This is a genomic window from Vibrio sp. Vb1980, assembly GCF_033338615.1.
Lineage (GTDB): Bacteria > Pseudomonadota > Gammaproteobacteria > Enterobacterales > Vibrionaceae > Vibrio > Vibrio alginolyticus.
Genome location: NZ_JAWOSZ010000002.1, coordinates 655,668 through 680,884 on the forward strand (window position 1 = coordinate 655,668; position 25,217 = coordinate 680,884).

General features: G+C 42.3%; 26 protein-coding genes. 9 read left to right on the forward strand and 17 right to left on the reverse strand.

The genetic code is table 11. From position 1 onward, the window contains the following. Positions 1-398: 398 nt before the first annotated feature. The 4 genes from R7F64_RS06100 to ttcA all read left to right on the forward strand — a co-directional run bounded on the left by R7F64_RS06100 (position 399) and on the right by ttcA (position 3,793). Positions 399-1,196, forward strand: coding sequence for a hypothetical protein (locus R7F64_RS06100; protein WP_005389175.1), 798 nt, complete (start codon positions 399-401; stop codon positions 1,194-1,196). After that, a complete protein-coding gene (locus tag R7F64_RS06105; RefSeq protein ID WP_025766642.1) occupies positions 1,189-2,025 on the forward strand; it encodes a glucosaminidase domain-containing protein in 837 nt (278 codons plus the stop codon). The genes R7F64_RS06100 and R7F64_RS06105 overlap by 8 nt, the downstream gene beginning before the upstream one ends. 13 nt (positions 2,026-2,038) lie before the next feature. After that, complete coding sequence (locus R7F64_RS06110) at positions 2,039-2,701, forward strand: DUF2987 domain-containing protein (protein WP_318071532.1); 663 nt, start codon at positions 2,039-2,041, stop codon at positions 2,699-2,701. 198 nt (positions 2,702-2,899) lie between these two features. Further along, on the forward strand, positions 2,900-3,793 hold the full coding sequence (gene ttcA / locus R7F64_RS06115) for a tRNA 2-thiocytidine(32) synthetase TtcA (RefSeq protein WP_005377502.1): 894 nt from the start codon (positions 2,900-2,902) through the stop codon (positions 3,791-3,793). A gap of 140 nt (positions 3,794-3,933) precedes the next feature. On the opposite strand, the gene uspE is transcribed toward ttcA, so the two are convergent. The 10 genes from uspE to ccoN all read right to left on the reverse strand — a co-directional run bounded on the left by uspE (position 3,934) and on the right by ccoN (position 12,935). Next, positions 3,934-4,881: a universal stress protein UspE gene (gene uspE / locus R7F64_RS06120; protein ID WP_005377500.1), complete on the reverse strand. Its 948-nt coding sequence runs from the start codon at positions 4,879-4,881 to the stop codon at positions 3,934-3,936. Between the two features lie 180 nt (positions 4,882-5,061). After that, positions 5,062-5,808, reverse strand: coding sequence for an FNR family transcription factor (locus tag R7F64_RS06125; RefSeq protein ID WP_005377497.1), 747 nt, complete (start codon positions 5,806-5,808; stop codon positions 5,062-5,064). 90 nt (positions 5,809-5,898) lie between these two features. After that, positions 5,899-6,579 carry a sulfite exporter TauE/SafE family protein gene (locus R7F64_RS06130; protein WP_017634899.1) on the reverse strand — a complete coding sequence of 227 codons (681 nt, stop codon included), beginning with the start codon at positions 6,577-6,579 and terminating at the stop codon, positions 5,899-5,901. 8 nt (positions 6,580-6,587) lie between these two features. Then, a complete protein-coding gene (ccoS, locus tag R7F64_RS06135; protein ID WP_005377493.1) occupies positions 6,588-6,752 on the reverse strand; it encodes a cbb3-type cytochrome oxidase assembly protein CcoS in 165 nt (54 codons plus the stop codon). Positions 6,753-6,767: 15 nt separating this feature from the next. Further along, positions 6,768-9,131, reverse strand: coding sequence for a heavy metal translocating P-type ATPase (locus tag R7F64_RS06140; protein WP_213872050.1), 2,364 nt, complete (start codon positions 9,129-9,131; stop codon positions 6,768-6,770). 4 nt (positions 9,132-9,135) lie between these two features. Further along, a complete protein-coding gene (locus R7F64_RS06145; protein WP_005377489.1) occupies positions 9,136-9,612 on the reverse strand; it encodes a FixH family protein in 477 nt (158 codons plus the stop codon). 105 nt (positions 9,613-9,717) lie between these two features. Next, positions 9,718-10,692 carry a cytochrome-c oxidase, cbb3-type subunit III gene (gene ccoP, locus R7F64_RS06150; RefSeq protein ID WP_005377487.1) on the reverse strand — a complete coding sequence of 325 codons (975 nt, stop codon included), beginning with the start codon at positions 10,690-10,692 and terminating at the stop codon, positions 9,718-9,720. Then, the gene (locus tag R7F64_RS06155) at positions 10,692-10,865 is read right to left on the reverse strand and encodes a cbb3-type cytochrome oxidase subunit 3 (RefSeq protein ID WP_005377485.1); all 174 of its coding nucleotides are present in this window, start codon (positions 10,863-10,865) and stop codon (positions 10,692-10,694) included. The genes ccoP and R7F64_RS06155 overlap by 1 nt, the downstream gene beginning before the upstream one ends. 9 nt (positions 10,866-10,874) lie before the next feature. Further along, a complete protein-coding gene (ccoO, locus tag R7F64_RS06160) occupies positions 10,875-11,495 on the reverse strand; it encodes a cytochrome-c oxidase, cbb3-type subunit II (RefSeq protein WP_005377475.1) in 621 nt (206 codons plus the stop codon). Positions 11,496-11,507: 12 nt separating this feature from the next. After that, the gene (gene ccoN, locus R7F64_RS06165; RefSeq protein WP_005396488.1) at positions 11,508-12,935 is read right to left on the reverse strand and encodes a cytochrome-c oxidase, cbb3-type subunit I; all 1,428 of its coding nucleotides are present in this window, start codon (positions 12,933-12,935) and stop codon (positions 11,508-11,510) included. A 257-nt stretch (positions 12,936-13,192) separates the two neighbouring features. Here ccoN and R7F64_RS06170 point away from each other — a divergent pair, with 257 nt between their 5' ends. From R7F64_RS06170 to R7F64_RS06180, 3 genes are all read left to right on the forward strand, one after another. After that, positions 13,193-13,549 (forward strand): hypothetical protein, encoded by a 357-nt coding sequence (locus R7F64_RS06170; RefSeq protein ID WP_171342957.1) that lies wholly within the window; start codon positions 13,193-13,195, stop codon positions 13,547-13,549. Between the two features lie 113 nt (positions 13,550-13,662). Then, a complete protein-coding gene (locus R7F64_RS06175) occupies positions 13,663-14,844 on the forward strand; it encodes an FIST signal transduction protein (RefSeq protein ID WP_017634895.1) in 1,182 nt (393 codons plus the stop codon). Beyond that, positions 14,834-16,555: an ATP-binding protein gene (locus tag R7F64_RS06180; RefSeq protein WP_005377471.1), complete on the forward strand. Its 1,722-nt coding sequence runs from the start codon at positions 14,834-14,836 to the stop codon at positions 16,553-16,555. Before R7F64_RS06175 ends, R7F64_RS06180 begins: the two co-directional genes overlap by 11 nt. Positions 16,556-17,175: 620 nt before the next feature. Here the strand turns inward: R7F64_RS06180 and R7F64_RS06185 are convergent. From R7F64_RS06185 to matP, 3 genes are all read right to left on the reverse strand, one after another. After that, positions 17,176-17,499, reverse strand: a complete 324-nt coding sequence (locus R7F64_RS06185) for a hypothetical protein (protein WP_318071533.1) — start codon at positions 17,497-17,499, stop codon at positions 17,176-17,178. Between the two features lie 114 nt (positions 17,500-17,613). Next, complete coding sequence (locus tag R7F64_RS06190; RefSeq protein WP_005377468.1) at positions 17,614-17,925, reverse strand: DUF3634 family protein; 312 nt, start codon at positions 17,923-17,925, stop codon at positions 17,614-17,616. A 15-nt stretch (positions 17,926-17,940) separates the two neighbouring features. Then, positions 17,941-18,390, reverse strand: a complete 450-nt coding sequence (gene matP, locus R7F64_RS06195) for a macrodomain Ter protein MatP (RefSeq protein WP_005396497.1) — start codon at positions 18,388-18,390, stop codon at positions 17,941-17,943. A gap of 210 nt (positions 18,391-18,600) precedes the next feature. Between matP and R7F64_RS06200 the strand changes: the two genes are divergently transcribed. Both R7F64_RS06200 and fabA read left to right on the forward strand, forming a co-directional pair. Next, positions 18,601-20,241, forward strand: a complete 1,641-nt coding sequence (locus R7F64_RS06200; protein ID WP_053303052.1) for an AAA family ATPase — start codon at positions 18,601-18,603, stop codon at positions 20,239-20,241. 70 nt (positions 20,242-20,311) lie between these two features. Further along, complete coding sequence (gene fabA, locus R7F64_RS06205; RefSeq protein WP_005390081.1) at positions 20,312-20,830, forward strand: bifunctional 3-hydroxydecanoyl-ACP dehydratase/trans-2-decenoyl-ACP isomerase; 519 nt, start codon at positions 20,312-20,314, stop codon at positions 20,828-20,830. Positions 20,831-20,970: 140 nt separating this feature from the next. Here fabA and rmf read toward each other — a convergent pair whose 3' ends face one another. The 4 genes from rmf to R7F64_RS06225 all read right to left on the reverse strand — a co-directional run bounded on the left by rmf (position 20,971) and on the right by R7F64_RS06225 (position 25,206). Further along, positions 20,971-21,144, reverse strand: a complete 174-nt coding sequence (rmf, locus tag R7F64_RS06210; RefSeq protein WP_005377453.1) for a ribosome modulation factor — start codon at positions 21,142-21,144, stop codon at positions 20,971-20,973. A gap of 181 nt (positions 21,145-21,325) precedes the next feature. After that, the gene (locus R7F64_RS06215) at positions 21,326-23,059 is read right to left on the reverse strand and encodes a DUF3466 family protein (protein WP_318071534.1); all 1,734 of its coding nucleotides are present in this window, start codon (positions 23,057-23,059) and stop codon (positions 21,326-21,328) included. Positions 23,060-23,066: 7 nt separating this feature from the next. After that, positions 23,067-24,986, reverse strand: coding sequence for an ABC transporter ATP-binding protein (locus R7F64_RS06220; RefSeq protein WP_054730902.1), 1,920 nt, complete (start codon positions 24,984-24,986; stop codon positions 23,067-23,069). Continuing rightward, entirely contained in the window at positions 24,964-25,206 is a 243-nt protein-coding gene (locus tag R7F64_RS06225; protein WP_017821808.1) for a glutaredoxin family protein, read from the reverse strand. Before R7F64_RS06225 ends, R7F64_RS06220 begins: the two co-directional genes overlap by 23 nt. Positions 25,207-25,217 lie beyond the last annotated feature (11 nt).

Below are 25,217 nucleotides of genomic sequence, written 5' to 3' on the forward strand. Positions count from 1 at the left end.
TCTGTATTTCCCCCACGTTCAAGCCGGGATTATCCCAGCTGATGTGACACTAACCATTCACTTTTGAGGCGCGCATCATAATCACCAAAAGTGTGAAATTAAAGCATTTTCTTATCTTGAAACAGAAATAATTTTGCAGGAAAAAGCCATCATTCCTTACCATACTGTTTTTATGAGATTAATTGGCATCTAGACACAGTTTGATAGCACTAAACTTTGTTCAACAATTGTTTCAATTTCATGACCTTGAAAGTGGTTAATTATCAACCATACAGTTGAGATTGCAAGGATTGTAGGTGAGTTGTGATGTTAGATGTGGAAAGATTTCTTTATAATGACGATTACATTAATTGACTGGAATTCCAGTCAAAATTTTACAAGTTAGTCTTGGATAAACTATGAACGACGATTTTGAGAAAGATTTCAATCTTGGGGGGAGTGTAGAGCGAGCTTTGTCTGGCAACTACGAGCTTAAAGCTGGCGCGGTTTTTAACGAAGCTTGGCGAGCAACCATCCAGCACTTTTTATCATTTTCTCCTGCCATTATTGTATTGCTTTTTGTCCAGTTAGGTATTTTCTATATTGCATTAAAACTGCAGTTGGGCGATTTGAGCGTTATTCTTGATGCATTTGAGAACCCAGAGTCGTTCACAAACGATATTGTGTCTTCTATTTATGTCGCGAATTTCAGTTATGAGGTGATTAGCGCACCAATTTATGCGGGGATCAGCTTGATGGCTATGAGCCATGTCGCTGGCCTGAAGACTAAGTTGCGCCATGTTGGAAAGGGGTTGCAGTTCACCATTCCTGTTATTCTAGCAACGCTCATGAGCTTAATGCTACAAGGTGTGGTTGGTATGATTTTTCCTTTACTGTCGCTGTATCTTTCCTTGGCATTTAGTCACTCTATTTTGTTGATTTGTGAGAAAAGGGTGCCACCAATGCAAGCGTTGCTGTTATCACTTCGCGCAATCAACAAGAAGATTTTTGTGGTCGCGGGGCTTTACTTAGGCGTGATGTTAATGTTTATTATTGCAGCAATGTTCTACGGTATTGGCTTGATTTTTGTGCTGCCATTCTTCTTCCATTTGAAAGGCATACTCTACCGCGAAATGTTTGGAATTAAGCTTAAGATCGTTACAACACAGAAAAACGATAATGATCACGATGGTAACTCACAGGTGTTTGATGCCTAATTCTTTGAAATCAATAAGTTTACGAGTGGCGGCAACCTGTATAGCCGCCACTTTCATTTCTATAGGCCCATATTTACACTACGAGAAACAGTTTAAATATGTGGAAAATCCTGACGTACTCTCTGGCAAGATTAAGCATGTCGATTTATCACACTTGCCATACATCGGTGATATCCCAGACTTCAATTCAATAAAAGATACGAAAGAGAAAAAAGCTGCTTTTTTTGATTTTTTAAGGCCTAAAATTGCTCTTGAGAATCAACGAATTCGTCATGAGCGGGCCTTTCTTACCTCTTTAAAGGTGGGACAAGTGACGCAAGAACAACAAGAGTATGCTCAGCGGTTATCATCTCTGTATTCGTTGCCCTTGAGTAACGATAAGATTGATCAAACGTGGCTAGATGAGATGCTTGTGCGAGTGAACGTCTTACCTGAAGCCTTGGTTCTAACTCAAGCGGCAAATGAATCTGCGTGGGGCACTTCTCGTTTTGCTACTCAAGCAAACAACTTGTTCGGCCAATGGTGTTATAAAAAGGGCTGTGGAATTGTTCCAGCGCAACGTGGCGCTAACAAAGTTCATGAAGTTGAAAAATTCGATTCTGTACAACAGTCTGTTCATGGCTACTTTATGAACGTTAATCGAAACCCAGCGTATGCAGACCTGCGTGAAATCAGAACATCTCTGGCTGAAAAGAACAAGGGCTTGTTAACGGTCGCAACGGCGTCAGAGTTAACGCATGGGTTACTAGCCTATTCTGAACGTGGCATCGCCTATGTACACGATCTTCGCGCTATGATTCGTCATAACAACGCCTACTGGACGCAATAAAATAACGGATAAAATGAAAAAGTTAAGCCTAAGTCTATTGGGAAGTGCGGCGCTAATTCTTGTATCGCCGATAACCCAAGCTCAAGAGTACATGTTCACGTACTCAAAGTTATACACTCAACTAAAAAACAACAATAAAGAAGGGCATGACGATGTGAAAGTTGGTGTCTTTTTTGTGGACGCAAAAACTAAACAAATTTGTACGATAGAAAAAGCTTGGATGGAAAAAGAAGAGCACTATGAAGAGTTTGTTATCCCTGCTTCACAAGAGTTGCCTTTACCTGTTGATAAAAACTTAAAGTCAGCGAATCCGTTGGTTTTTGTCGATACCCCAAAAGATACACGTTGCGATTACTCACTTGTCGTGATAACCAAAGAACCATTACAGGGTAACGTTTCTTACGACCAACTTAAGCCTCTTCTACCTCAAATGCAGACGATGCTGGAAGATTTAGGCGGTATGTTTGCGGGTTGGTTTACACCGGAGGTTCAAGGTGTGACGATGGAGTTTGCAAATCAACTGAATGATAAAGTGATTTTCTCAAACGGAACCGAAAAGCCAATTGTCAATGGCAAGATACAAGTCGCACTAAGTGAAATAGGGCAAGGTGGCACAATGACACTACCAGAACCGACGATGCGAGTGTTACCTTATCTACCTAACGCAAAGAAATGAACACTGAACGTTTAGAAAGGGCTGCAATCGCAGCTCTTTTTTAATTTTGACCGTAACTAAAGTATCTTTCACACTCTTTTCTTAAAGACTCAATAAGACAAGCATTTAATCCTGCGTAAAAAGCTCGTATAATCCACGCCCCAAAGAAACCCATGTTAGGAAGTCCTAGTCGATTTATCGGCGATGTGAGAGCCCGCAATGAACCAAATAGATACAAGAAAAGAAACCCTAGAATTCAACAAGCTTCAGAAACGCCTAAGAAGACATGTTGGAAATGCCATTACTGATTACAACATGATCGAAGAAGGCGATGTTGTAATGGCATGTATTAGCGGTGGTAAAGATTCATTCGCGATGCTTGATATCCTGCTGAATCTTCAAAAAGCCGCACCGATCAAATTTGAAGTGGTTGCGGTAAACCTAGACCAAAAACAACCGGGCTTCCCTGAGCACATTCTGCCAGAGTATTTCGAAACACTGAATATCCCTTACTATATCGTCGATAAGGACACGTATTCCGTCGTAAAAGAGAAGGTACCAGAAGGCAAAACCACTTGTGGTCTGTGTTCACGCCTGCGACGTGGTACGCTGTATTCATTTGCAGAGAAGATTGGTGCAACTAAGCTTGCGCTAGGTCATCACATGGATGACATCGTCGAAACAATGTTCTTGAATATGTTCCACGGCTCTCGCCTTAAAGCGATGCCACCAAAGCTACGCTCTGATGATGGCCGTAACGTGGTCATTCGTCCATTGACTTACTGTCGTGAAAAAGATTTGATCAAATACGCTGAGCACAAGGATTTCCCAATAATTCCGTGTAACCTTTGTGGCTCTCAAGAGAACCTTCAGCGTCAATCTATAAAAGCAATGTTGATTGAATGGGATAAGAAGACGCCAGGGCGTGTGGAAGCGATTTTTAAATCAATTCAAAACGTAAGCCCAAGCCAACTAGCAGACCGCGAATTGTTCGACTTTGTTAACTTACCGCTAGATCGTGAAGGTAACCGCGAAGAGTATGAATTTAATGAGGCTGTCGTTTCTTCGACGAATATTGATGAATCAATGTTCATCGATGTTACGAACATCTAACTCGTAAATAAGGAGGTCAATTAGACCTCCTTTTTTGTACCCAACGCTTTAACTGTTCCCAAACAAAAATCCCCCTGTATTCGGGGGATTTATTAGCGCTTATTTGAAAGCGCTCAATACATAGCAATACTAAGGAGAGATTAGGTTGCTGTATTTGGATCGAGAGGACTAATGTAGCCTTTTGGTTTTAGAGCCAACACATCGCAATTTATTTTATCAATTACGTGCTCCGCTGTATTACCAATAAAGACAGCAGAAAGCCCAGTTCGCCCTGTAGTACCTAAAATAACCATTGCAGCGTTCAAGCGCTCTGCAGCTGCCGGAATGACATCTTCAGGTAAACCTTGCTCAACTATCGTTTGTTCTTCATCAAGACCATGTTTTTGGCGTAGTGCTTTCATAGCCGTTAAATGATGACCTCGCACTGCATCGGTATAAGTCGTTGGGTCAAATTCAGGAAGTTCAATCGTAATGTTCGCCGGTGTAACGGGGTAGGCGTTAACAAGATATGGCTTGGCCTCAAGCCGAGTGGTGATTTCTTTTAATCGCTCGACCATCGTATCGTTGAGATCAATATGAGTCGGGTTTTCTGAGCCCACATGTACTGAGGCAAGGATACTTGCCTGTTCCGGCCAAGCAGCATTCTTGATAAGAAGCACTGGAATAGGGCATTTTCGCAACAAGTGCCAATCTGTCGGTGTGAAAATGACAGACTCTAAAACATCATGCTTACGTGTGCCTTTGATGACTAGGTCATGATTGCCTGCATAGACTTCAGCAATAATCGCCTCATAAGGGCGGTTGTGCCAGACAACACAAACATCAAAGTCGAAGCCATCGTTTAGGTATGGTTGAGCAATTTTACGCATCCACTGCTCACGCTGATGAATGACACCTCGACGCATAGCATCTCTTTCATCCACTGATAGCATTGACGTCATGTCATACGAGAAATCGTAAATGGATAAAAAGAAAGTGATTCGGCTTCTAGATACACTTTTCTGAGCTAATTGAACAGCTCTTGCAAGTGCGGGCTGCTCATCATTATTGATGTCAGCTACAACAAGGATCTTACTGTATATACTCATAACTAAGCCCACTTCTATTGCAAAACCAGATACTGAATGTAAATTAAATCAGTATTTTGGAGTACTCACCGTACATTTTTACTGTAGCTTAGTTTGGAGAACTTTTTGAGGACTTTCGAAAGGAATTTATGAGAAATATGATGTAGCTCATTTTCGAGCTACATCAATAATTAGCGTGTATTATTCTTTAGTTACACCAGCAAGTTCCATCAATGCATCGTGGTCTAAGATAGTGATATATTTACCTTTTACGCTTAGGATCTCAGATTTCTGGAAACGACCTAACAAACGACTGATCGTTTCGACTGTAAGACCAAGGTAGTTGCCAATATCACCACGAGTCATAGTTAAACGAAACTCTCTAGGGCTGAAGCCACGCTGAGAAAAACGCGTTGATAGGTTGTAAAGGAAAGCAGCTAGTCGCTCTTCTGCATTCTTTTTAGAAAGAAGCAAAATCATTTCCTGATCACCTTTAATTTCGTTACTCATCAAACGCATGATTTGCTGGCGAAGCTTAGGCATCTTACCCGATAGATCGTCTAAAATTTCGTATGGGATTTCACATACCATCGACGTTTCGAGTGCTTGAGCAAAGCTAGGGTGGGAGTCACCAGTGATAGCATCGAAACCGACTAAGTCTCCAGCTAAGTGAAACGCTGTGATTTGCTCATCACCTTGCTCTGTGATCGTATAGCTCTTGATGGTACCAGAGCGGATAGCGTATAGCGATTTTAGCTCATCACCGGCCTTAAAAAGCTCTTGTCCTTTTTGAATAGGCTTCTTACGTTCGATGATTTGGTCAAGCTGGTCAAGTTCTGCCTCATTTAGAGTGAACGGTATACACAGTTGGCTAATGCTACAATCTTGGCAATGAATGGCGCAACCGCCTGATTGGATACGCTTTGTTGCAGGTTTTTCAGAAATCATAACAACCTTTCACTATTTGATATACATCAATATTTTAGCATCGCTTAATCCTAAAGGGTAGCAAAAATGTCACCTCAATAGAGTTTAACGTTATATGAAACCGAGTAATGCTAAGGCTCCTACAGCGGTATACGTACCATAGCCAATAAGGATTAATGCTGAAATATTTCTAAATATTAATGATTTTTGTAATTTCTGAAAATGATTGGCACCGTATCCAATAATAAGCATTGCAGGTAGCGTTCCGAGCCCAAACGCAAGCATAATTAGGCCGCCGTTCATCGCACTACCAGAAACCGCCGACCAAGTAAGCGCTGAATAAACTAAGCCACATGGTAACCAACCCCAAATAAAGCCAAATGGCAACGCGTGAAGAGGGTGCTTTAGTGGCAACAGATTCTTCCCTGCCGGCGAGATAAAGCGCCAGATATACTGCCCTAGCTTTTCTATTAAAAGTAAGCCTTGCCACCATTTAGCAATATACAGCGCGACCAGGATCATGAATAACGCAGCAATCAGCCTTAACCAAGCAAGAGAGTGCGTTAACCCACTAAGTTCAGATAAACCTGATATAGCACCACCCACTAATGCACCTATTAAGGTATAACTGATCAATCGTCCGAGGTTGTAGAAGAGGGGGATAAGAGGGGTAGTTTTATTTTTAGCAGAAGAGCCCATGGTAAGTAGAGACGCGATACCACCACACATACCCATACAATGACCGGCTCCTACTAAGCCGATCATCAACGCACCGATAAAATCAGGAGTCATAAAGGTCGCTACTTTTTATCACTATTAGATTGGTCTTCTTCGTCGAGAAGAATGTTGTGCCCTTGCCGTTCAAGATCTTCAAACTGATCGCTTCTTACCGCCCAAAGAAAAACGGCGACAGCAACACAAACGAGAACGATAGCGATGGGAATCAATATATAAAGACTTTCCATGTTTGCTTTCTCTACTTATTTCTCTTTGAGCAGGCGCAAAGAGTTAGATACAACGATAATTGAGCTTGCAGACATGCCAACTACTGCAATGTAGGGAGCCACTAAACCTGCGACCGCCAAAGGCAAAATTAACAGGTTGTAACCCAAAGACCAAGCCAAGTTTTCTCGAATAATCTTTCTTGTACGCAGTGCAAGCAAACGTGCCTCTAGTAGCTTTTCGAGATTATCCCCAAGTAACGTCATATCTGCAGAAGCTTTAGCGACATCTGTACCACCGCCCATTGCGACAGAAAGGTGAGCTCCGGCGAGAGTCGGCGCGTCATTGATTCCATCACCAACCATCATAGTGATACTGTTTTCGTCCAAGCTCTTAAGGTATGCAAGCTTATCTTCTGGCTTTGCTGACGCGACGATGTGATCGATACCAATTTCATTCGCCACTGGTTGGGCGTTTGAGAGAGAATCACCAGTTAGCAGGGTTGTCTTAATTCCAGCGTCAGCAAAACGTTGAATAAAGGCTTTGCTTTCTTTTCGGATAGGGTCGCGGTAGTAAAAGCTAGCGACATGCTTGCCATCAACCGACAGATAGACCGCCTGGCTTTCACCACTTTCTTTGCCTTGAACAAAAGCCGCACTGCCTATCTTAACGATTTTGCCATTCCATATCCCTTCAATCCCCGACCCAATCACGTTTTGCACATCAGACACGATAAAGTCATCATTGGTGAAAGTTGCAAAAGAACGAGCGATAGGGTGGTTTGCATGAGCTTCTAAAGCTGCAGCTAGTGATAGACAATCTTTCTGTGGGAGATCACTAAGTACCTTTGTTTCACAGATCTCAATATCACCTTTCGTTAGAGTGCCTGTTTTATCTACAACTAAGTGATTGATCTTACATAATGTCTCAAACACATGGCCTTTACGAAGCAAAATGCCAAAATTACCCATTCTAGAGGTAGCACAAGTGAGAGCGGTCGGAGTGGCCAGAGATAGCGCACATGGACACGTAGCGACTAACACAGACAGCATGATCCAAAACGCATCATCTGGTTTTGTTTGATGCCAGTAAAACCAAGTACCAGCAGAGATAATAAGAACCACACCAACAAAGTAACGGGCGACAATGTCTGCAATTTCCGCAATTTTAGGTTTGGAGTGTTGAGCTTCATCTTGTAAACGCACGATATTAGAAATCATTGAATCGGCCTTTGAGCTTACTACCTCGAGTTCAAATGATTCGTCTCCGTTTAGCGTTCCCGCATAGACGACATCACCTTCTCGTTTCACAACGTGCACTGACTCACCCGTTAGCATGGATTCATCAATATGAATACGGCCTGAAATAACTTTACCGTCAGCGGGGATATGTTCACCAGGTAGAACGCGAATACGATCGCCAACTTTTAGCGTCTTCACGGGTATCTGATCACCGTCCAGCGTTGTAGCAATTGCCGGAATCAACTTAAGAAGGTTACCACTCGCTGCAGCAGCTTTGCGACGAGCGCGCATCTCTAAGAATCGACCTACTAACAAAAAGAAGGTAAACATCGAGATAGATTCAAAGAAGACTTCGCCTTGTTCAGTTACTGTTGCAACTAAACTTGCAACATAGGCAAAGATCAACGCGATAGAAACCGGGACATCCATACCAAGGGTTCGGCCTTTGATACTGCGCCATGCGTTTAAGTAAAATGGAAGAGCGGAATAAAGCAAAACAGGAGTAGCAAAAATCAAACTTACCCAACGAAAGTAACTTTTAAACTCTGGCTCTAAATCACCAAAGACTTCGAGATACAATGCAACGGCGAGCATCATGACCTGCATGGTTGCTAAACCTGCAATACCTAGCCGATATAGATATTGCTTCATCATTCGATGGTAAGAGGCTTCTTGCTTATCTGCTTCAAAAGGTGCAGCTTTGTAACCAAGTTTATGTATAACGGAAAGGAGCTCGCTTAACCGTACCTGAGTTTTATCCCAGGCTAGTAACGCTCGATTGGTGGTTGTATTAACACGGATAGATACCAACCCGGCCGTATTAGAAACTTGCTTTTCGATTAACCACGCACAAGCGGCACATGAAACGCCTTCCAAAGAAAGGGTTACTTCAGAAACATTTTCGCGATTTCGTACGAATTCAGATTGTACATCCGCATTGTCATAATGAATTAAAGCTTGGAGTTGCTCTGGTACTAGATCTGCCTTTTCTGCAGGCGCAGTGCGGTATTGGTAATATGAGACAAGACCACTATCGACAATAGTCTGCGCCACAGTTTCGCAGCCCGGACAACACATGTCGCGAATTTCACCCAATATTTCTACTTTGAAATCCGTGTTGGCTGGTACATCTTCACCGCAGTGATAACAGGATTTACACATATGCTTACTTCATTAACGGTGTTGAAGAGGCAGGAAACTCAACTTTACCTTGGATCATCCATTGCTTGTCGTGTGGTTGTAGTTCAACAAACCATGGCCCTTGAATAGATTCCTCAGCTTTTAGTCGGTAATTACCAGATGCATCCGCTGTTACAAGCTTTGTGAAGTCACGATCAGGAAGAGTACGATGAGTGAAAGTGGCCGTTAGAGCAGGGTAATGAGGTAGCTTCCCTTTAGCGAAAACAATCACAACATTGTTATTTTCAGAGGAAATCTCAGCGTTAAGACCTAGGTCACGAGCGACATTCATTTTACTAATATCGATATTAATGCCTTTGCCTTTTTTATAGTAATCCTCAGCGACTAAAGAAACAGAGTTGTTCGAGAAAACGACCACAGTAATCACAGTCCAAACTACGACAGTAAGAGGAAGGATGATTAGGAACCACGGCCAAAATTGTTTATACCAAGGCTTTACCATAAAAAAGTTCTCAACAGCTAAATGAAAAAATGTAAGGCGTTAAATTTAAAGGAAAGACAGCCCCTATGAAAGGGGCTGTTATTGCTATGTTACGTAATATCTCAGTTACTTACTCTCTGAGTTACTTAAACTCCAGACATATGAGGCAACGAGCTGAACTTTATCTTCACCCAAAATGTCTTTCCACGCAGGCATTACGCCTGAGCGTCCGTTCATTACGGTTTCTGTTACAGCTGCACGAGAGTCACCAAATAACCAGTCTTGGTCTGTAAGGTCAGGCGCACCGACTGCAGGGTTACCCTTACCATCGGTACCATGACAAGCAGCACACACTACGAAGCGTGCTTTACCTGCCGCGGCTTCACGAGCATTTACTTTACGACCAGATAGACTAAGTGTGTAACTTACAACTTCTTGAACACCTTGCTCACCAAGGGCATCTTTCCATGCTGGCATTTGACCAATACGGCCGTGCATGATGGTTGTAACGATCGCTGCTGGCTCGCCACCATATAGCCATGCATCATCAGTCAGGTTAGGGAAGCCTTTCTGACCACGTGCATCAGAGCCATGGCATTGAGAACAGTTTTGCAAAAACAAACGCTGACCAACTTTTAATGCTTCAGGATCTTGCGCAATTTCAGGAATTGGGCGTAGACCACTGTCATTGTGCGCAAGTTTACGGAATGCTTCGCCGAAGTAAGCGTCGGCATCATCCAGTTCTTTTGCATATTGGTTTAGTTGCTTGTTCTCTTGTGCTGCAGCGATGGCTTCTTTTGACTCTTCTAGTGAGCGAACGGTTTGAGCCGAACTCTGCCAGTTTAAAAAGCCCTTGAAGCTACCTAGACCTGGGAATAGGGCAAGGTAAACTGCTGCGAACACAAATGTGCTTACAAACAGGTAAGTCCACCACTTTGGTAGAGGGTTGTTTAGCTCGCGAATACCATCGTACTCGTGGCCCATGTCTTCCCCTTCCTCGACGCCCATTTTATCTTTAGCGCACCAAGTCAGGAGAATCGCACAGCCTACTAGCGTACCGACAGTAATCACGATAATCCAGAGACTCCAGAATGTAGTCATTACTTCTTCACTCCTTGGTTATTAGGGGTCTTTTGTTCTTCGTCAGCAAACACCAAGTTGGCATCTTCTTCAAAGCGTGCTTTACGCTTTTTACTAAATGCCCACCATACGATGCCAATAAAACTAGCGAAGAGTACAACGGTATAAATACTATGAATTGTACCGAAATCCATATGATCCCCTTACTTCATTGCATGACCAAGAGACTGAAGGTAAGCGATGATTGCATCCATCTCTGTTTTACCTTCTACTTCTTTAGCCGAATTCGCGATCTCTTCATCAGTGTATGGAACGCCGAACTGATCACGAAATAGCTCAAGTTTCTTCTGAGTTAGCTTACCGTCTAAAACGTTTTCAGCTAGCCACGGGAAACCTGGCATGTTTGACTCAGGTACAAGCTCACGAGGATCTAACAGGTGAACACGGTGCCATTCGTCAGAATAACGACCACCAACACGAGCTAAATCCGGGCCTGTACGCTTAGAGCCCCAAAGGAATGGGTGTTCCCAAACACTCTCACCAGCAACAGAGTAGTGACCGTAACGTTCAGTCTCTGAGCGGAAAGGACGAACCATCTGGCTGTGACAAACGTTACAACCTTCACGGATGTAGATATCACGGCCTTCCATCTCCAAAGGAGTGTAAGCGCGCAGATTTTCTACAGGTTCAGTCGTTTGCTTTTGGAAAATCAGAGGAGTGATCTCTACAAGAGCACCCCAACTGATAGCAAACACGATAAAAATAGCCAACAAACCGACATTACGTTCTAAGATTTCATGGCGATTATTAGAATTATTACTCATTCTTAAATCTCCTTATGCCGGATGTGGGATAGCTTTTAGGCTTTCTTTAGGTGCACTTACCGTTTTGTACGTGTTGTATGCCATTAGGAACATACCAGATAGGAAGATAAATCCGCCTAGGAAACGTACAAAGTAGAACGGATAAGACGCTTCTACAGATTCAACAAAACTGTAAGTTAGCGTACCGTCAGAGTTAACCGCGCGCCACATAAGACCTTGCATTACACCAGAGATCCACATCGCAACGATGTAAAGAACGGTACCGATTGTTGCTAGCCAGAAATGCACATTAACTAGACCAACAGAGTACATACGCTCTTGGCCAAATAGGCGAGGTACCAAGTGATATACAGAGCCGATAGAGACCATCGCAACCCAACCTAACGCACCAGAGTGAACGTGACCAATGGTCCAGTCTGTGTAGTGAGAAAGTGCGTTAACCGTCTTAATCGACATCATCGGGCCTTCAAAGGTAGACATACCGTAGAACGACAGTGAAACGATTAGGAAACGTAGGATAGGGTCATAACGAAGCTTATGCCATGCACCAGATAACGTCATAATACCGTTGATCATACCACCCCAAGAAGGAGCAAATAGAACCAGTGACATAACCATACCTAGAGACTGAGTCCAGTCTGGTAGCGCTGTATAATGAAGGTGGTGAGGGCCTGCCCAAATATATAGAGAAATAAGTGCCCAGAAGTGAACGATAGATAGACGGTAAGAATAAACAGGACGTTCAGCTTGTTTAGGAACGAAGTAGTACATCATACCTAGGAAACCAGCGGTCAGTAGGAAACCTACCGCATTGTGTCCATACCACCACTGAACCATCGCATCCACTGCGCCCGAGTAAATCGAGTAAGATTTACCGAGTGACACAGGAATAGCCATGCTGTTCACGATGTGAAGTACTGCTACTGTGATAATAAAGGCACCGAAGAACCAGTTTGCCACATATATGTGTGACGTGTTTCGTTTCACCAGTGTGCCGAAGAACACCACCGCATATGATACCCATACTAGCGCAATTGCGATATCAATAGGCCATTCTAGCTCAGCATACTCTTTACCCGATGTTAAACCGAGAGGCAAAGTAATGGCTGCTGCCAGGATGATTGCTTGCCAACCCCAAAAGGTGAAGGCAACGAGTGGGCCACCAAAAAGACGTGTTTGACATGTGCGCTGTACAACATAATAAGACGTTGCGAACAGAGCACTGGTACCAAACGCAAAAATTACCGCATTAGTATGCAGTGGACGTAAGCGACTGTACGTCAACCACGGCGTATCAAAGTTTAGCTGTGGCCAAACTAATTGAGCGGCAATCAAAACACCAACAGCCATACCAACTATGCCCCATAAAATGGTCACAAGGGTAAATTGGCGAACGACTGTATAGTTGTAGTTTTGTTCAAGCTGCTTTACTTGGCTCATTTGCATGCTTCCAATTTCTAATTAACTACACTTTTACTTCCAACACGACTTGCGTCGTAACACCACCCAAGTAAACTCTAGAATTCAAGTGTTATCATCACCTTATTTCCATTGCTGACTTTAATAAAAAGTGGCATTTTCAGCGTGACACTATACTTGAATTAACAATTCAATGACAGGGTAGTAACCTTACTGGACCTCTGGAAATCATTTTTTATTTAAAAAGTTTGAAGTTTGTAACAAGGATATTAGTAATTATGCCTGCACAAAAGTTAACAAAGGCGCGACTTGCACAAATCTTAATCATGCTCAGTGTTTTAATAGGCGCATTTTTCTGGCGTACCTTTACACACGAGAGTGTTAATAGCGTTGACTGTTCACAAAAAGAACGATGCGATGTAACAATTGAAGGAGAAATAATCACGATTAATCGTGACTCAATGGGAATTTCGCTCGAAACGATAGAAAGTAGCACTCTAAAAATTGATCTAAATCAATCTGGTAATTTTATCAATCTCAACGAGAAGCATAAGTCAGTAGAATGGGACATCATGCCTGAATCGAAAAAAATCACCTTTAAAAAAGGTGAAAACATTGTTGTAGTTCAATTATAAATACGATCTATCACGAGATAATCGTAACTTATTAATGAAATTAACACCTTCTTACCTAGAGAAAATTGGTTGGAATGGTATAACAGCAGAGTGATATCCAATTATAAAATCGTATGCATTGCCAATCAGTTTTTACTCATATTAAAGATGAAGACTCAGCGATAAAAACGCTCAGGTCCGAATTGACACAACAGAACTTGTCTTACGTGATGTGTTACTACACGGAAGAATACAATTTCGAGTTGATTCGAGAAGCGTTTCTTGCGCATTTTCCTGGTGTGCCTTTTCATGGCGCCAGTTCATGTCAAGCCGTAATGACAGATCAGGGCTTTCATACAGGACCAGTAATTGCGGCACTTGCTGTTTATGATACAGGTCCTCATGCTTATGGTACTGGTATTTCTAATCACAACTCAGGTGACAGCGTCACCAAGGCTTTGGATATGGCCCTTGAGAACGCAAACCGTGTAGGAGAGGTACCAAACTTAATTCTACTTCATGCTACACCAGGGCAAGAGGAATCAATCATTGCGTCTATAGATGAAAGATTTGGAACTCTAATTCCAATTATTGGTGGTTCGGCCGCTGATAATAACATCGCTGGGAAATGGTCTGTGATAACCGCCCAAGGCTCTCAAACTTCAGGTTTAAGCTTAACTCTCTTTTACTCCTCTCAACCTGTTGATATCGCTTTCAGCGCTGGGCATACACCAACTAATATCAAAGGTGTTGCAACCAAGACCAACGATAGATGCTTACTTGAAATTGATAATGAACCTGCGCTCAATGTTTATAGAAGGTGGACAAATCACCAGGATAACCAAGTAGGTAAAGATAATATGCTGTTTACAAACTCGAGTGCTTATCCATTAGGGCGGATCGCAGGTCATCTCTATGATCGCCCATATTACAAGTTATCCCATCCGATCCGTGAGACGCCAGATGGTGGAATCGAGTTGTTTACACGAATAGAAGAGGGTGACGAGCTCACATTAATGAAAGGAAGTCGTGAGCATCTCGTTGCGCGCGCTGCAAAAGTCGTCAATGCCGCTTTTAACCAAAAATTAGAAGAGTCTCGAAAAATTGGAGTGATAAATATCTTTTGCGCAGGTCCCATGTTGCACTTAATGCAAGACATGAATAGCGTTTGTGAACAAATTAACCAAGAACTAGAACATTTGCCTTTTATTTGCCCTTTTACTTTCGGCGAGCAAGGTAGATTTATTGGTGGTGAGAATGGACATGGAAACCTGATGATTTCATCGGCTATATTCCATAAACCTTATGAAAGATAAATACTTAGACATATATCAACAGGAAGCGCTTCAAGAAGCGTTAGTTGAGCTAAAGCAGGCTAGACAAAGAGAACGACTACTCGCTGATGAAAACAAGGCCATTCTTTCCGCGATATCTGCGATGAGTGAGGCAAAGAATCGGCATGAGATATTTACGGGATTAAACAATGTCCTCAAAAAGTACATCAACTTCGATGATTTTATTGTACTGACTCGTGATGGTGAACGATATCCCTTCAAGACATTGATATCAACTAATAGCGTATTTGATAATGTATCCTGGTTACACGGTAACACCTATCAAAGAGCTCTCAATGGTGAATGCATTCTACTGTTCGAGCCAGATAAACTCGCTGAGTTTGTTAACTTAAACAGCTTTATAAAAAGCCATGTAAACTCGGTCGTTTTAACTGGTATACGTTCAGAAGTAACGCAAACCGTAATCCTACTTATTGGAGCTCAGAAAGGGCACTTTAGCATAGAGAATAAGGAAACCTTGAGGCGGTTTCGTCCCTTAATTGAAAGGGCGGTCATTGATATCGAGACCAAAGAGAAGTTACAACGTATCGTTGAAGTAAGAACAACTCAGCTCGCTAAAGCAAGAGAAGAAGCAGAGCTTGCGAACCGGTCTAAGTCGGAGTTCTTAGCGATGATGAGTCATGAAATAAGAACCCCTTTAAATTCCGTTCTTGGAATGCTAGATATACTGAAGCAATCAACCTTATCAGAAGAACAAATTGATGCTTTGAGCCAAATGGAGTGCTCTGCAGAGTTACTTCTCGCGATAATCAGTGACATTCTTGATCTTTCTAAAATCGAGTCAGGTCGCTTTCAGCTCAATGAACAATGGATTAACTTAAGAGACACTGTCACTTTTGTTATTTCTCAGCAAAAACAAATCGCTAAGAAGAAAAATCTTAAATTCAAGCTCAACTGTACTGTCACTAATGACAAACAATTTTGGATTGACTCCACGCGGTTATCTCAAATCCTGTTTAATCTAATAGGAAATGCAATAAAGTTTACAGACGAAGGTGAAGTAAAAGTTTCTGTATCTGAGCAAGATGCTGAACTTGTGATCTCAATATCTGACACTGGAATTGGTATATCTAAAGCAAAGCAAGAGCACTTGTTTACGGCATTTCATCAAGGAGACCGTTCCATCACGAGACGCTTCGGTGGTACAGGACTGGGGCTCGCAATAACCAAGCATTTAGTTGAAATGATGCGTGGCAAGATTGCCGTTAAAAGTGACGAGCATGTTGGTTCAACCTTTACGATTTCGATTCCAGTTTTGACTCGTTGCAATCAAAATCGTCCAGTTAGAATCGAAACCAATCAACCGACAAAAGCAATGGAACTTCTCGTCGTAGAAGATACCGAGTCGAATCAGTTCGTAATAAAGCTTATCTTAAATAAGCTTGGCCATAATGTTCATATCGCAAGCCATGGAGCAGAGGCATTAACATTTTTAGAAGAGAATGAGGATTTAATCGATTTGATTCTCATGGATGTCTCGATGCCAGTGATGGATGGAATTACCGCAACAAGACTTATTCGAGATAAAGGTCTCAGGACCCCAATTATAGCGTTAACTGCACATGCGCTAGAAAGCGATAGAGATAAATGCCTGGATGCCGGTATGGACGGATTCATTTCCAAGCCAGTTAGAAGACAAGATATCTTTGAAGCTATACAGTCATTTCAATAAGTAAAAAGGCGTTAATATAGATCTTAACAATCGATAGATTATTAAGATCTATATTAAGTATTTTATGGTAAATAACGATTATGTTTAATGCTCACAGTAAGGCCCTTAAATTTAAAATCTGCAGGGGAATAGGAGCATACTCAGACAACATTTAGCGTACAGCAATACGCAATTTAACATAACACATATAATGCGCACCAAGGGGTGGGATCTCAAAGCAATAATGTCCGGTTTTAGCTACTTTAAAATGTCATCCTAAGATTAACAACATTGTTTGCTTTTGAAGCTTTAACCGAGGTTTCTGTGGACTTGCAATCGCTAGTTTGGTTTGTGGTTATGCTTACGAAGCAAATCAAATCTCTTATTGAAAATTGATGCGCGCTTAGTCCTCGACTTACTGGCGTGTTCTTCCGTAAGCACCTGAATCAATCTATGTATGGTGATGATGGCCAACTCACTGAATTTGCCATTCAATGGCATCACGATTACTAACTTAAGCGCTACCAAACAAAAAAGCCTTTCATACTCGCCTCGTACAACAGCAAAAATCAGCTAAACGCTCTAATCGCTCCGCAACGAAATCTGCCAAAAATCACGAGCTCAGTTGCGTTCTGAAACATTTATAAGCCTGTGGTTATATGGAGGCGAATGTACTTTTCGGGGTATTTGTAACGATAGCGTTTTCCTTTCTTCAAGTTGGACTTAACGTACCTACACACTTTTTGGTCACCACTGCTGGTTACTCTTTTTATTACTGCGCTTTTACTTTTGTGCTCCATTTCTATCATGACGTCACAATAACCTTGATAGCCATCAAACTTATTGTCTACTTTCTTTTGAAGCTTAGTCTTAATCTTTTTAGCCAACAGGTTCGTTTCTGAATCGTCAGCAAAAACTGAATTACTTGCAAAGATCAATACCATTAAAGTTACAACGTATCTCATCGTTTTGGTCCGTTTATGTTGTTGATTGTTCGATGATAAGTAATTTTTCTGTAGATACGAAAATGGGACGCCACATTGCGTCCCATTTAACATGATGAAGTAACTGATATGTAATTAAGCGCGCTTCTTGCCTTTGTTTGCTTTGAAGCCCTGGTGCGGAAAAACGTTACGAATCCTCTGTTGAACTTTTTTGGGAATGCCTTTGGAAAAGCTTAAGCGCATTCCTGTTCGTTGGCTATACACCTTCATTTCACCAGTAAACGGGTTATGCTCACTAATATCCTGTAAGTTGTGTTTGAAAGAAGGAGGTAGATGCCCTTTTACGTTACTAATATGGCCATTATCGAACTTTACTTTTAACACCGGCCTATCGACTGCGATCAACCAAAAGATCACGATGGCTGCAATTAAGATTACATATAACATTTGGCACTCCCTATCCTAGCTAGATAGCAATTTACTCAAATCCTCTTTAATTGAGGTAACTTTTTGACTCGCTTTTTCACTTCTCGACGCTTCGGAAAGCAAATATTCAATTGCGTCAGATAACGTACAACCAAGTTCATTCGCTCTACTAGAAAGCTTTTCCCAAACTCGGTAATCTAAATCAATGGATTTCTTCTTTGTATGGACTTGCTCTGCATTGAAGTGACGTTTCCGTTTCGCTCGGATAGCCTGCTTGAGTTTATTATCTAACTCTTCTGACATGTGGTTTTCTATCCAAGCTAAGACAAGTGTAGGCTCGTGTTCAAGGCGTTTTAGTTCTGCGACCGCTGCATCTGCTTCGCTTGTATCAATATGTCGGGTAATCGCTTCACCATCTTTCCATTTTTTGATGAGATACTTCCATTTCCACCCACATTCTAGATTCTCAAGCTGCTGATATTTCATTTGTTCCGACCCATAAACATAACCTAGTGACAGCGTAACCCAGATGGTTTACTTGGGCAAATAAAACTCTTAGAAGTATCGATGTTGATCACTCATTTGTCTAAGTATTGTTCATTGAGAGATGAATGCCGAGAGCAAACCAAATTGGTGCTAGGGTGTTATAGTCCGTTTCGTTATAATGTCGGCAAGATTGAATTACGATGAATTTTAATGAACCAACTTAATTGGCAAGACGTAACACCTTCACTTGAGCAGTACGAAGCACTTTTAAAGTCTGCACCTTCGTTACCAAAGAAGTCTTTTACTGAGCTCCAACCGAGAATGTCGGCAACGATATCTCGTTTTTCAAAAATTTCTGGATTGACGCGAGTACTACTCATTAACTGCGTAGATAATTCTGTCTATAGAGAGTTCATCAGTAAAGCTCTTCAGAGCCAGTCTAACGCTGCGATTGTTTTGTCGGAATCACTTGATGCCAAACGCTTATTTGACCGTTACAGTGTCGATTTAAGTGGTGATATTGCCTTCCAACCTGGCTTAATTTCACAGGCAGATAGCGGTTACTTAATTGTACCGGCTAATCTAATTTTGGCTAACCCAGGACTTTGGCCAAATATAAAGTCTGCAATTCAACAAAACCTTATCGAGCCACTGAACCTAAGCCCTACTCGTTTACCTACTTCAGTACCGCAAGCTAAAGCTTATGATGTAAAACTGATTGTAACAGGAGAAAGAAGTCAGTTAGCAGAGCTAGAATACATCGATGAAGACTTCTGTTCTGGCTTTGCCATGTATACGGAAGTTGAAGAAGATATTCATCTGTCAGAGCAGAATTTGACAGATTACTTTGGTTTGGTGAACTGGATATGTTCTCAATATCAGCTGCCTCACTTAACCGAATGTGGTTTTAGAAGATTGTTGCTGGCCGGTATGAGATTTACTGAAGATCAACATTATCTGCCTTTAGGAGTAATGTGGCACTCTCAACTTCTAACGCTTGCCAGCCAGTTCAGTGATGGCCGAGCATTAGATTACAAGTCGTTAGATAAAGCGATTGACGACAAGTATTACCGAGAATCTTACCTTCCTCAGCGTGCCGTGTACGATATTTTAGATGGCCAAGTCATCATTGAGACAACTGGGGAACAAGTTGGTCAAATCAATGGCCTAACCGTTATTGATATGGCTGGGCACCCTGTCAGCTATGGTGAGCCTGCACGAATATCTTGTGTAATTCATTTTGGTGATGGCGATGTTTCCGATGTTGAGCGCAAAGCTGAGCTTGGAGGCAATCTACATGCAAAAGGCATGATGATTATGCAAGCTTTCTTGAGCTCTGCTCTGAAACTGGATGAACCACTGCCTTACTCTGCCTCCATCGTATTTGAACAGTCTTATAGTGAAGTTGATGGTGACAGTGCATCTCTTGCAGAACTTTGTTGCTTGGTGAGTGCTTTATCTGAATCTCCAATTAATCAACAAGTTGCTGTTACAGGAGCTGTTGATCAGTTTGGTCGAGTGCAAGCCGTCGGTGGCTTGAACGAAAAAATTGAAGGCTTTTATCAGGTTTGTAAACATCAAGGTTTTACAGGAAATCAAGGTGTTGTGATGCCAAAATCAAACCTTAAACACCTTGCATTACATAAAGATGTAATAGAAAGCATTAAAAATGGTGAGTTCCATATTTGGTCCGTTTCTACCGTAGATGAAGCTATTCCGATTGTAATGAATAAACCTTTTAGAGGTGAAGACGATAGCATTATTGGCAAAATAGCGGAACGTATTGAAAACTTTGAAAGACATGAGCATCCAGAAGGAATTGTGCAGCGCATCAAAAACTGGTTTGTCTAGTACTGATCGGAGTTGTTTAGCGTACACGTGTTCACTAAGATGCAGCTATCAAAAATTGGAGTAATTGATAATGCAAAACAAACGTGATTCTTATAACCGTGACGATCTACTTGCTTCTAGCCAAGGCGAACTGTTTGGGCCTGGTTACCCTCAGCTTCCTGCGCCAAACATGCTAATGATGGATCGTGTTACTAAAATGTCTGAGACTGAAGGCGATTTTGGTAAAGGTTTGATCTTGGCGGAATTGGATATTACTCCAGATTTGTGGTTCTTTGACTGCCACTTCCCTGGCGACCCTGTAATGCCGGGTTGTCTTGGCCTTGATGCGATGTGGCAACTTGTTGGTTTCTTCCTTGGCTGGGTTGGTGGCAAAGGAAAAGGTCGTGCTCTGGGTGTTGGCGAAGTGAAGTTTACAGGTCAGATCCTGCCAACAGCGAAAAAAGTGACGTACGAAATCCACATGAAACGCGTTGTAAACCGTAAGCTTGTGATGGGTTTGGCTGACGGTCGTGTATGTGTGGACGGCAAAGAAATCTACGTAGCAAAAGATTTGAAAGTTGGCTTGTTCCAAGATACTTCAAGCTTCTAATCTCGATTTTAATCGATTTATTAAGGCTCCTATTTAGGAGCCTTTTTGTTATCCAGTGTTAACCTACTTCCCTATGTCCCTATAATGTAGAAAAGGCTCCGTAGAGCCCTTTCGAATCCTTCTTTTTGTATGTGGAGAGTTTATTTGTAGAGACCAGATTGTCTTTCATCTCTGGCATCACGCCAACCACCTAACCAATACGACCGAGCATCAACTTGTTGATATGGGCAAGCCTCTTGAGACCTTCCATTCAACCCAGCTTTGTAGCCTTGAGATTGAGCTCGTTCTAGGCGATCACGCTTTTGTCTCTTCATAGTTAATTCCTCATACAGGTCCATTTACTAACGTACAGCTGTTATTGTGAAACTTTGATGGAGTTTTTATGACTCCACTTATAAGAATCGATCAAAGTAGGCAATTTCTCAAGGCATAAAAAAAGCAGAGACTCAAATGTGTGAGCCTCTGCTTGATTTAAAAATTACTGACGATTTTTAACTATTTTCTACGGAACCCAAACAATCCAAGCATGGTCAAAGCTAACCAACCAAGGCCTGCACCTTGACGCTCTGTCGTCGTTGAGTCAATGCTTCGAGATACGATGTCGTCCTTAGTTGCGTCAGCAATAGGTACTAGTTTGACTGCTACAATTTGCTCTTCAGAGCTACATGTCGCATTGTTTGCTGTTGTGCTATAACCACCTGCACATTTCATAGCAGTACCAGAGATCACACCTGCATCATTAATATCAGTTGCGTCGATAATACGGAACTGATTGTTTTGTTCAGAGTAATCACCGCCATTAGTCAAACTGTCTAGGAACCAAGCTTTTCCATTAAACAATGTTGCAGCACGTTCACTAGTCTCGCCACCTAGGCTATATGGATAGATAAAACCGCGCTTACGACGTGGCTTGCCATCGTCTTCACGAGTCGTTTCCGCATCAAGTTGCCCGACGATTTCATTGTAAGAGTTGATACCGCCCATCTTACCGCCCGCACCGCTAAAGAAAATGCCAGTAGTTGGGTAAAAAGCGCGAATAGAATCCTTACGAACATCATCTACGATAAAGAGACGATTCGGAGCAGAGCCCGTTGGCATTAAGTATCCGCCCGAACGTTTCGCTTCACCAATAGCAACAAAATTAGAGTTAACGTCGGTTAATCGTGAGTTTGTATGAACCGTATCATCACCTTCGCGCTGTCTAGCTCCTACAACAACTTTATTTTTCCAAGTTGCGTTTTCAACGCTACCTTCGGCTTCTAGAGTTCCGACAAAAACAGTCGCATTCAGGTAGTTATCATCACTGTAAGTGTTGTAACCTACGCCATAGACCGTAGTTCCATCAGTGACAAGGTCACGCATGCTCCCTTGAGCTAACCTTTCTCCATCTTTAGATGTGCCACTTGGCCAAGCCAATTCACTGACGGTTCCGCTTTGATCCCAAATCGCTGCTTTTGATGTATGGTGAGATCCATTGGTATTGCTTGCTGTTCGAGAAACACTGCCAACAGTAAAAATGCCGTCTGTGCTCCAAGCATGGCTTTGCACAACACTTGCGTCACTATCGCCAGTAAGAATATTTGGCTCTACTGGTGCAACTACGGTATTTCGTGTTTCTAATGTAGAAGCATTTTCTGTGCTAACTTTACTCTGATTACCGACAGCTGCACCATCCTCGGTAAGCTGGTTGATAACATTGTTATATTCATTTTTATAAGCAGCAGAATCTTCTTCTATGAACGCTAACGCATTAGAAGTAAAGTCTTTACTACGTTCTTTATTCCACGGCGTCCAGTTTACTGAGGCCCAAGAGTCACAGGTGGAATAGCGAAGCTGGTTGTAACAGTAACGCTCAAAGTCTTTGAGTTCTTGGATGTAATAAAAGCCAGCGTCTAATCCGAATGGGATTTCTTCACGATAGCTGTTCCCATCCACGGCTTGTGTCGCTGAAATCGGTGTAGTGCGAGTTTCCATTGCAAGTTTAAACTGCTCTGGCGTGCAGTTTGCTGCTGCATCAAAGCAGCCTAAAGCGAAAGGTGAACCTGTTGAAGGATCTGTACCTGCATCGCCCTGTTGAATTGCAACCCCGTAAGCCGTTTGGTAGTCACCGTTTGAACCATGATCCTGAGGTGAAACCTCAACAACTTGATACAATGCCGCCTGTGCGTTCATTGTGGTACCAACCATCATTGCAATGGCGGTCAATTTGAATTTACTACTACAATTCATTGAATTCTTAACTATCCTGTTGCATTGCTTCGAGTTCTTCCCATCTCTCGAATGCGATTTCCAACTCCTGCTCTAGTGCAGCAAGCTGTTCCAATACCGGCTGAGTTTGCTCTACAGGTTTAGCAAAGAACTCTGGATCGTTCACTTGCTCCTGAAGGCTCTCGATATCCGACTCTAATTGTTCAAGTTTAGCTGGTAGAGCCTCTAATTCTCTTTGCAGCTTATACGATAACTTCTTCGAATTGTTCTTAGGTTGCGTAGTTTTGGGAGTTTCCTCAACCACTTTCTCTTTCTTCGTTGGTTTTTCAACCTGACTGCGCGAAGCAAGAACTTGGTCACGCTGTTGTTTAGCATCATGATAACCACCAACGAACTCTTCGATTATACCGTTACCCTCAAAAATCCAGCTTGTTGTTACTGTGTTGTCTACGAACTCACGGTCGTGACTCACTAACAATAATGTACCCTGATAATTGGCAAGCATTTCTTCTAAAAGTTCCAACGTTTCGATATCCAAATCGTTAGTTGGTTCATCAAGAATAAGTAAGTTGTTTGGTTTCAACAAGATGCGGGCTAGCAATAATCGGTTTTTCTCACCACCAGAAAGTGCCTTAACCGGGGTTCTGGCGCGCTTAGGTGCAAATAAGAAGTCTTGAAGATAACTCAGCGCATGACGCTGACGTCCCCCAACCATTACTTCTTGTTTCCCATCCGCTAAGTTATCGATCACTGTCTTTTCTGGATCCAAAATCTCTCGGTACTGATCAAAGTACGCGACTTCTAATTTTGTTCCGCAGTGTAAACGACCAGACTGCGCTTCCAATTGCCCTAGTAGCAATTTAAGTACCGTACTCTTACCGCAGCCATTTGGTCCGATAAGTGCAATACGGTCACCACGCATGATGTTAAAGCTAAAGTCGTCGACAATTGTCTTGCCTTCGTAAGCAAAAGATACATTTTCTGCTTCAAATACAATCTTACCTGAACGAGAAGCATCATCGATGTTTAGGTTAACTTTACCTTGAACTTCACGACGGTCACGACGCTCTTCACGAAGCTTTTTAAGGGCTCGAACACGGCCTTCATTACGAGTACGACGTGCTTTAATGCCTTGACGAATCCACACTTCTTCCTGAGCTAGTTTCTTATCGAACTCAGCATTTTGCATTTCTTCGACGCGAAGCATTTCTTCTTTGTCATTCAAATACTGTTCGTAATTACCAGGGAAAGAAGCTAATTGACCGCGATCTAAGTCAACGATGCGTGTCGCCATCGACTTGATGAATGCACGGTCGTGAGAAATAAAGATGATCGAGCCTTTGAAGTCTTTTAAGAAGTTCTCTAACCATTCGATCGTTGTCACATCGAGATGGTTTGTTGGTTCATCAAGAAGCAATACATCAGGATCACAAACCAGCGCACGAGCTAAAGCAGCTTTACGTTGCCAGCCACCGGATAGATCGGTCAGTTTGGTTTCTGGGCTTAGTTTTAAAGAGCCAAGTACGTTCTTAACACGGTCATCAAAGCGCCAAGCGTTAGAATGATCAAGTTGCTCTTGAACTTTCGCCAAACGGTTAATGTTCTTCTCACTTGGGTCTTGAGCAACAAGATCGAGAAGATCGTGATAGATCTTCAATTGTTCGCCGATTTCAGCCAAACCGCCAGATACGTATTCGTAAACTGTACCCTCTTGATTGCGCGGTGGATCTTGTTCAAGCCGAGAAACTACTACGTCTTGAGTTATTTGAATCTTGCCATCATCCAACAAAATGTCGCCGGCAAGCACTTTCATTAACGTGGACTTACCTGCTCCGTTACGACCAACTAAACAAACGCGTTCGTTTTCTTGAAGAGCGAACTCCGCTTTGTCTAGCAATGGGTGGTCACCAAATGCAAGTTGTGCGTTATGAATGGTAAGTAATGCCATTATTATCCAACCAATGTGTGAGTTGTTCTAAGTCAAACGGCCAGTTCAACTCAGAATCTTGATATTTTAAGACGGGTATTGTGACGCCGTAACGAGAAAATAGTACATCATCGAACGCAATATCGATGATATCTGTTTGCTCGGCCAAACCGACTTGGTCTACTAGAGCAAATGCCATCTCACAAAGATGGCATCCCTCCGTGCTATACAATATCAGCACGTATTAATCCT

Excerpts from the sequence above, each read along its gene's own strand:
- R7F64_RS06100 (WP_005389175.1), top strand. The coding sequence starts at position 399 with ATGAACGACGATTTTGAGAAAGATTTCAATCTTGGGGGGAGTGTAGAG.
- R7F64_RS06105 (WP_025766642.1), top strand. The coding sequence starts at position 1,189 with ATGCCTAATTCTTTGAAATCAATAAGTTTACGAGTGGCGGCAACCTGT.
- R7F64_RS06110 (WP_318071532.1), top strand. The coding sequence starts at position 2,039 with ATGAAAAAGTTAAGCCTAAGTCTATTGGGAAGTGCGGCGCTAATTCTT.
- ttcA (WP_005377502.1), top strand. The coding sequence starts at position 2,900 with ATGAACCAAATAGATACAAGAAAAGAAACCCTAGAATTCAACAAGCTT.
- uspE (WP_005377500.1), bottom strand. The coding sequence starts at position 4,881 with ATGAGTATATACAGTAAGATCCTTGTTGTAGCTGACATCAATAATGAT.
- R7F64_RS06125 (WP_005377497.1), bottom strand. The coding sequence starts at position 5,808 with ATGATTTCTGAAAAACCTGCAACAAAGCGTATCCAATCAGGCGGTTGC.
- R7F64_RS06130 (WP_017634899.1), bottom strand. The coding sequence starts at position 6,579 with ATGACTCCTGATTTTATCGGTGCGTTGATGATCGGCTTAGTAGGAGCC.
- ccoS (WP_005377493.1), bottom strand. The coding sequence starts at position 6,752 with ATGGAAAGTCTTTATATATTGATTCCCATCGCTATCGTTCTCGTTTGT.
- R7F64_RS06140 (WP_213872050.1), bottom strand. The coding sequence starts at position 9,131 with ATGTGTAAATCCTGTTATCACTGCGGTGAAGATGTACCAGCCAACACG.
- R7F64_RS06145 (WP_005377489.1), bottom strand. The coding sequence starts at position 9,612 with ATGGTAAAGCCTTGGTATAAACAATTTTGGCCGTGGTTCCTAATCATC.
- ccoP (WP_005377487.1), bottom strand. The coding sequence starts at position 10,692 with ATGACTACATTCTGGAGTCTCTGGATTATCGTGATTACTGTCGGTACG.
- R7F64_RS06155 (WP_005377485.1), bottom strand. The coding sequence starts at position 10,865 with ATGGATTTCGGTACAATTCATAGTATTTATACCGTTGTACTCTTCGCT.
- ccoO (WP_005377475.1), bottom strand. The coding sequence starts at position 11,495 with ATGAGTAATAATTCTAATAATCGCCATGAAATCTTAGAACGTAATGTC.
- ccoN (WP_005396488.1), bottom strand. The coding sequence starts at position 12,935 with ATGAGCCAAGTAAAGCAGCTTGAACAAAACTACAACTATACAGTCGTT.
- R7F64_RS06170 (WP_171342957.1), top strand. The coding sequence starts at position 13,193 with ATGCCTGCACAAAAGTTAACAAAGGCGCGACTTGCACAAATCTTAATC.
- R7F64_RS06175 (WP_017634895.1), top strand. The coding sequence starts at position 13,663 with ATGCATTGCCAATCAGTTTTTACTCATATTAAAGATGAAGACTCAGCG.
- R7F64_RS06180 (WP_005377471.1), top strand. The coding sequence starts at position 14,834 with ATGAAAGATAAATACTTAGACATATATCAACAGGAAGCGCTTCAAGAA.
- R7F64_RS06185 (WP_318071533.1), bottom strand. The coding sequence starts at position 17,499 with ATGAGATACGTTGTAACTTTAATGGTATTGATCTTTGCAAGTAATTCA.
- R7F64_RS06190 (WP_005377468.1), bottom strand. The coding sequence starts at position 17,925 with ATGTTATATGTAATCTTAATTGCAGCCATCGTGATCTTTTGGTTGATC.
- matP (WP_005396497.1), bottom strand. The coding sequence starts at position 18,390 with ATGAAATATCAGCAGCTTGAGAATCTAGAATGTGGGTGGAAATGGAAG.
- R7F64_RS06200 (WP_053303052.1), top strand. The coding sequence starts at position 18,601 with ATGAACCAACTTAATTGGCAAGACGTAACACCTTCACTTGAGCAGTAC.
- fabA (WP_005390081.1), top strand. The coding sequence starts at position 20,312 with ATGCAAAACAAACGTGATTCTTATAACCGTGACGATCTACTTGCTTCT.
- rmf (WP_005377453.1), bottom strand. The coding sequence starts at position 21,144 with ATGAAGAGACAAAAGCGTGATCGCCTAGAACGAGCTCAATCTCAAGGC.
- R7F64_RS06215 (WP_318071534.1), bottom strand. The coding sequence starts at position 23,059 with ATGAATTGTAGTAGTAAATTCAAATTGACCGCCATTGCAATGATGGTT.
- R7F64_RS06220 (WP_054730902.1), bottom strand. The coding sequence starts at position 24,986 with ATGGCATTACTTACCATTCATAACGCACAACTTGCATTTGGTGACCAC.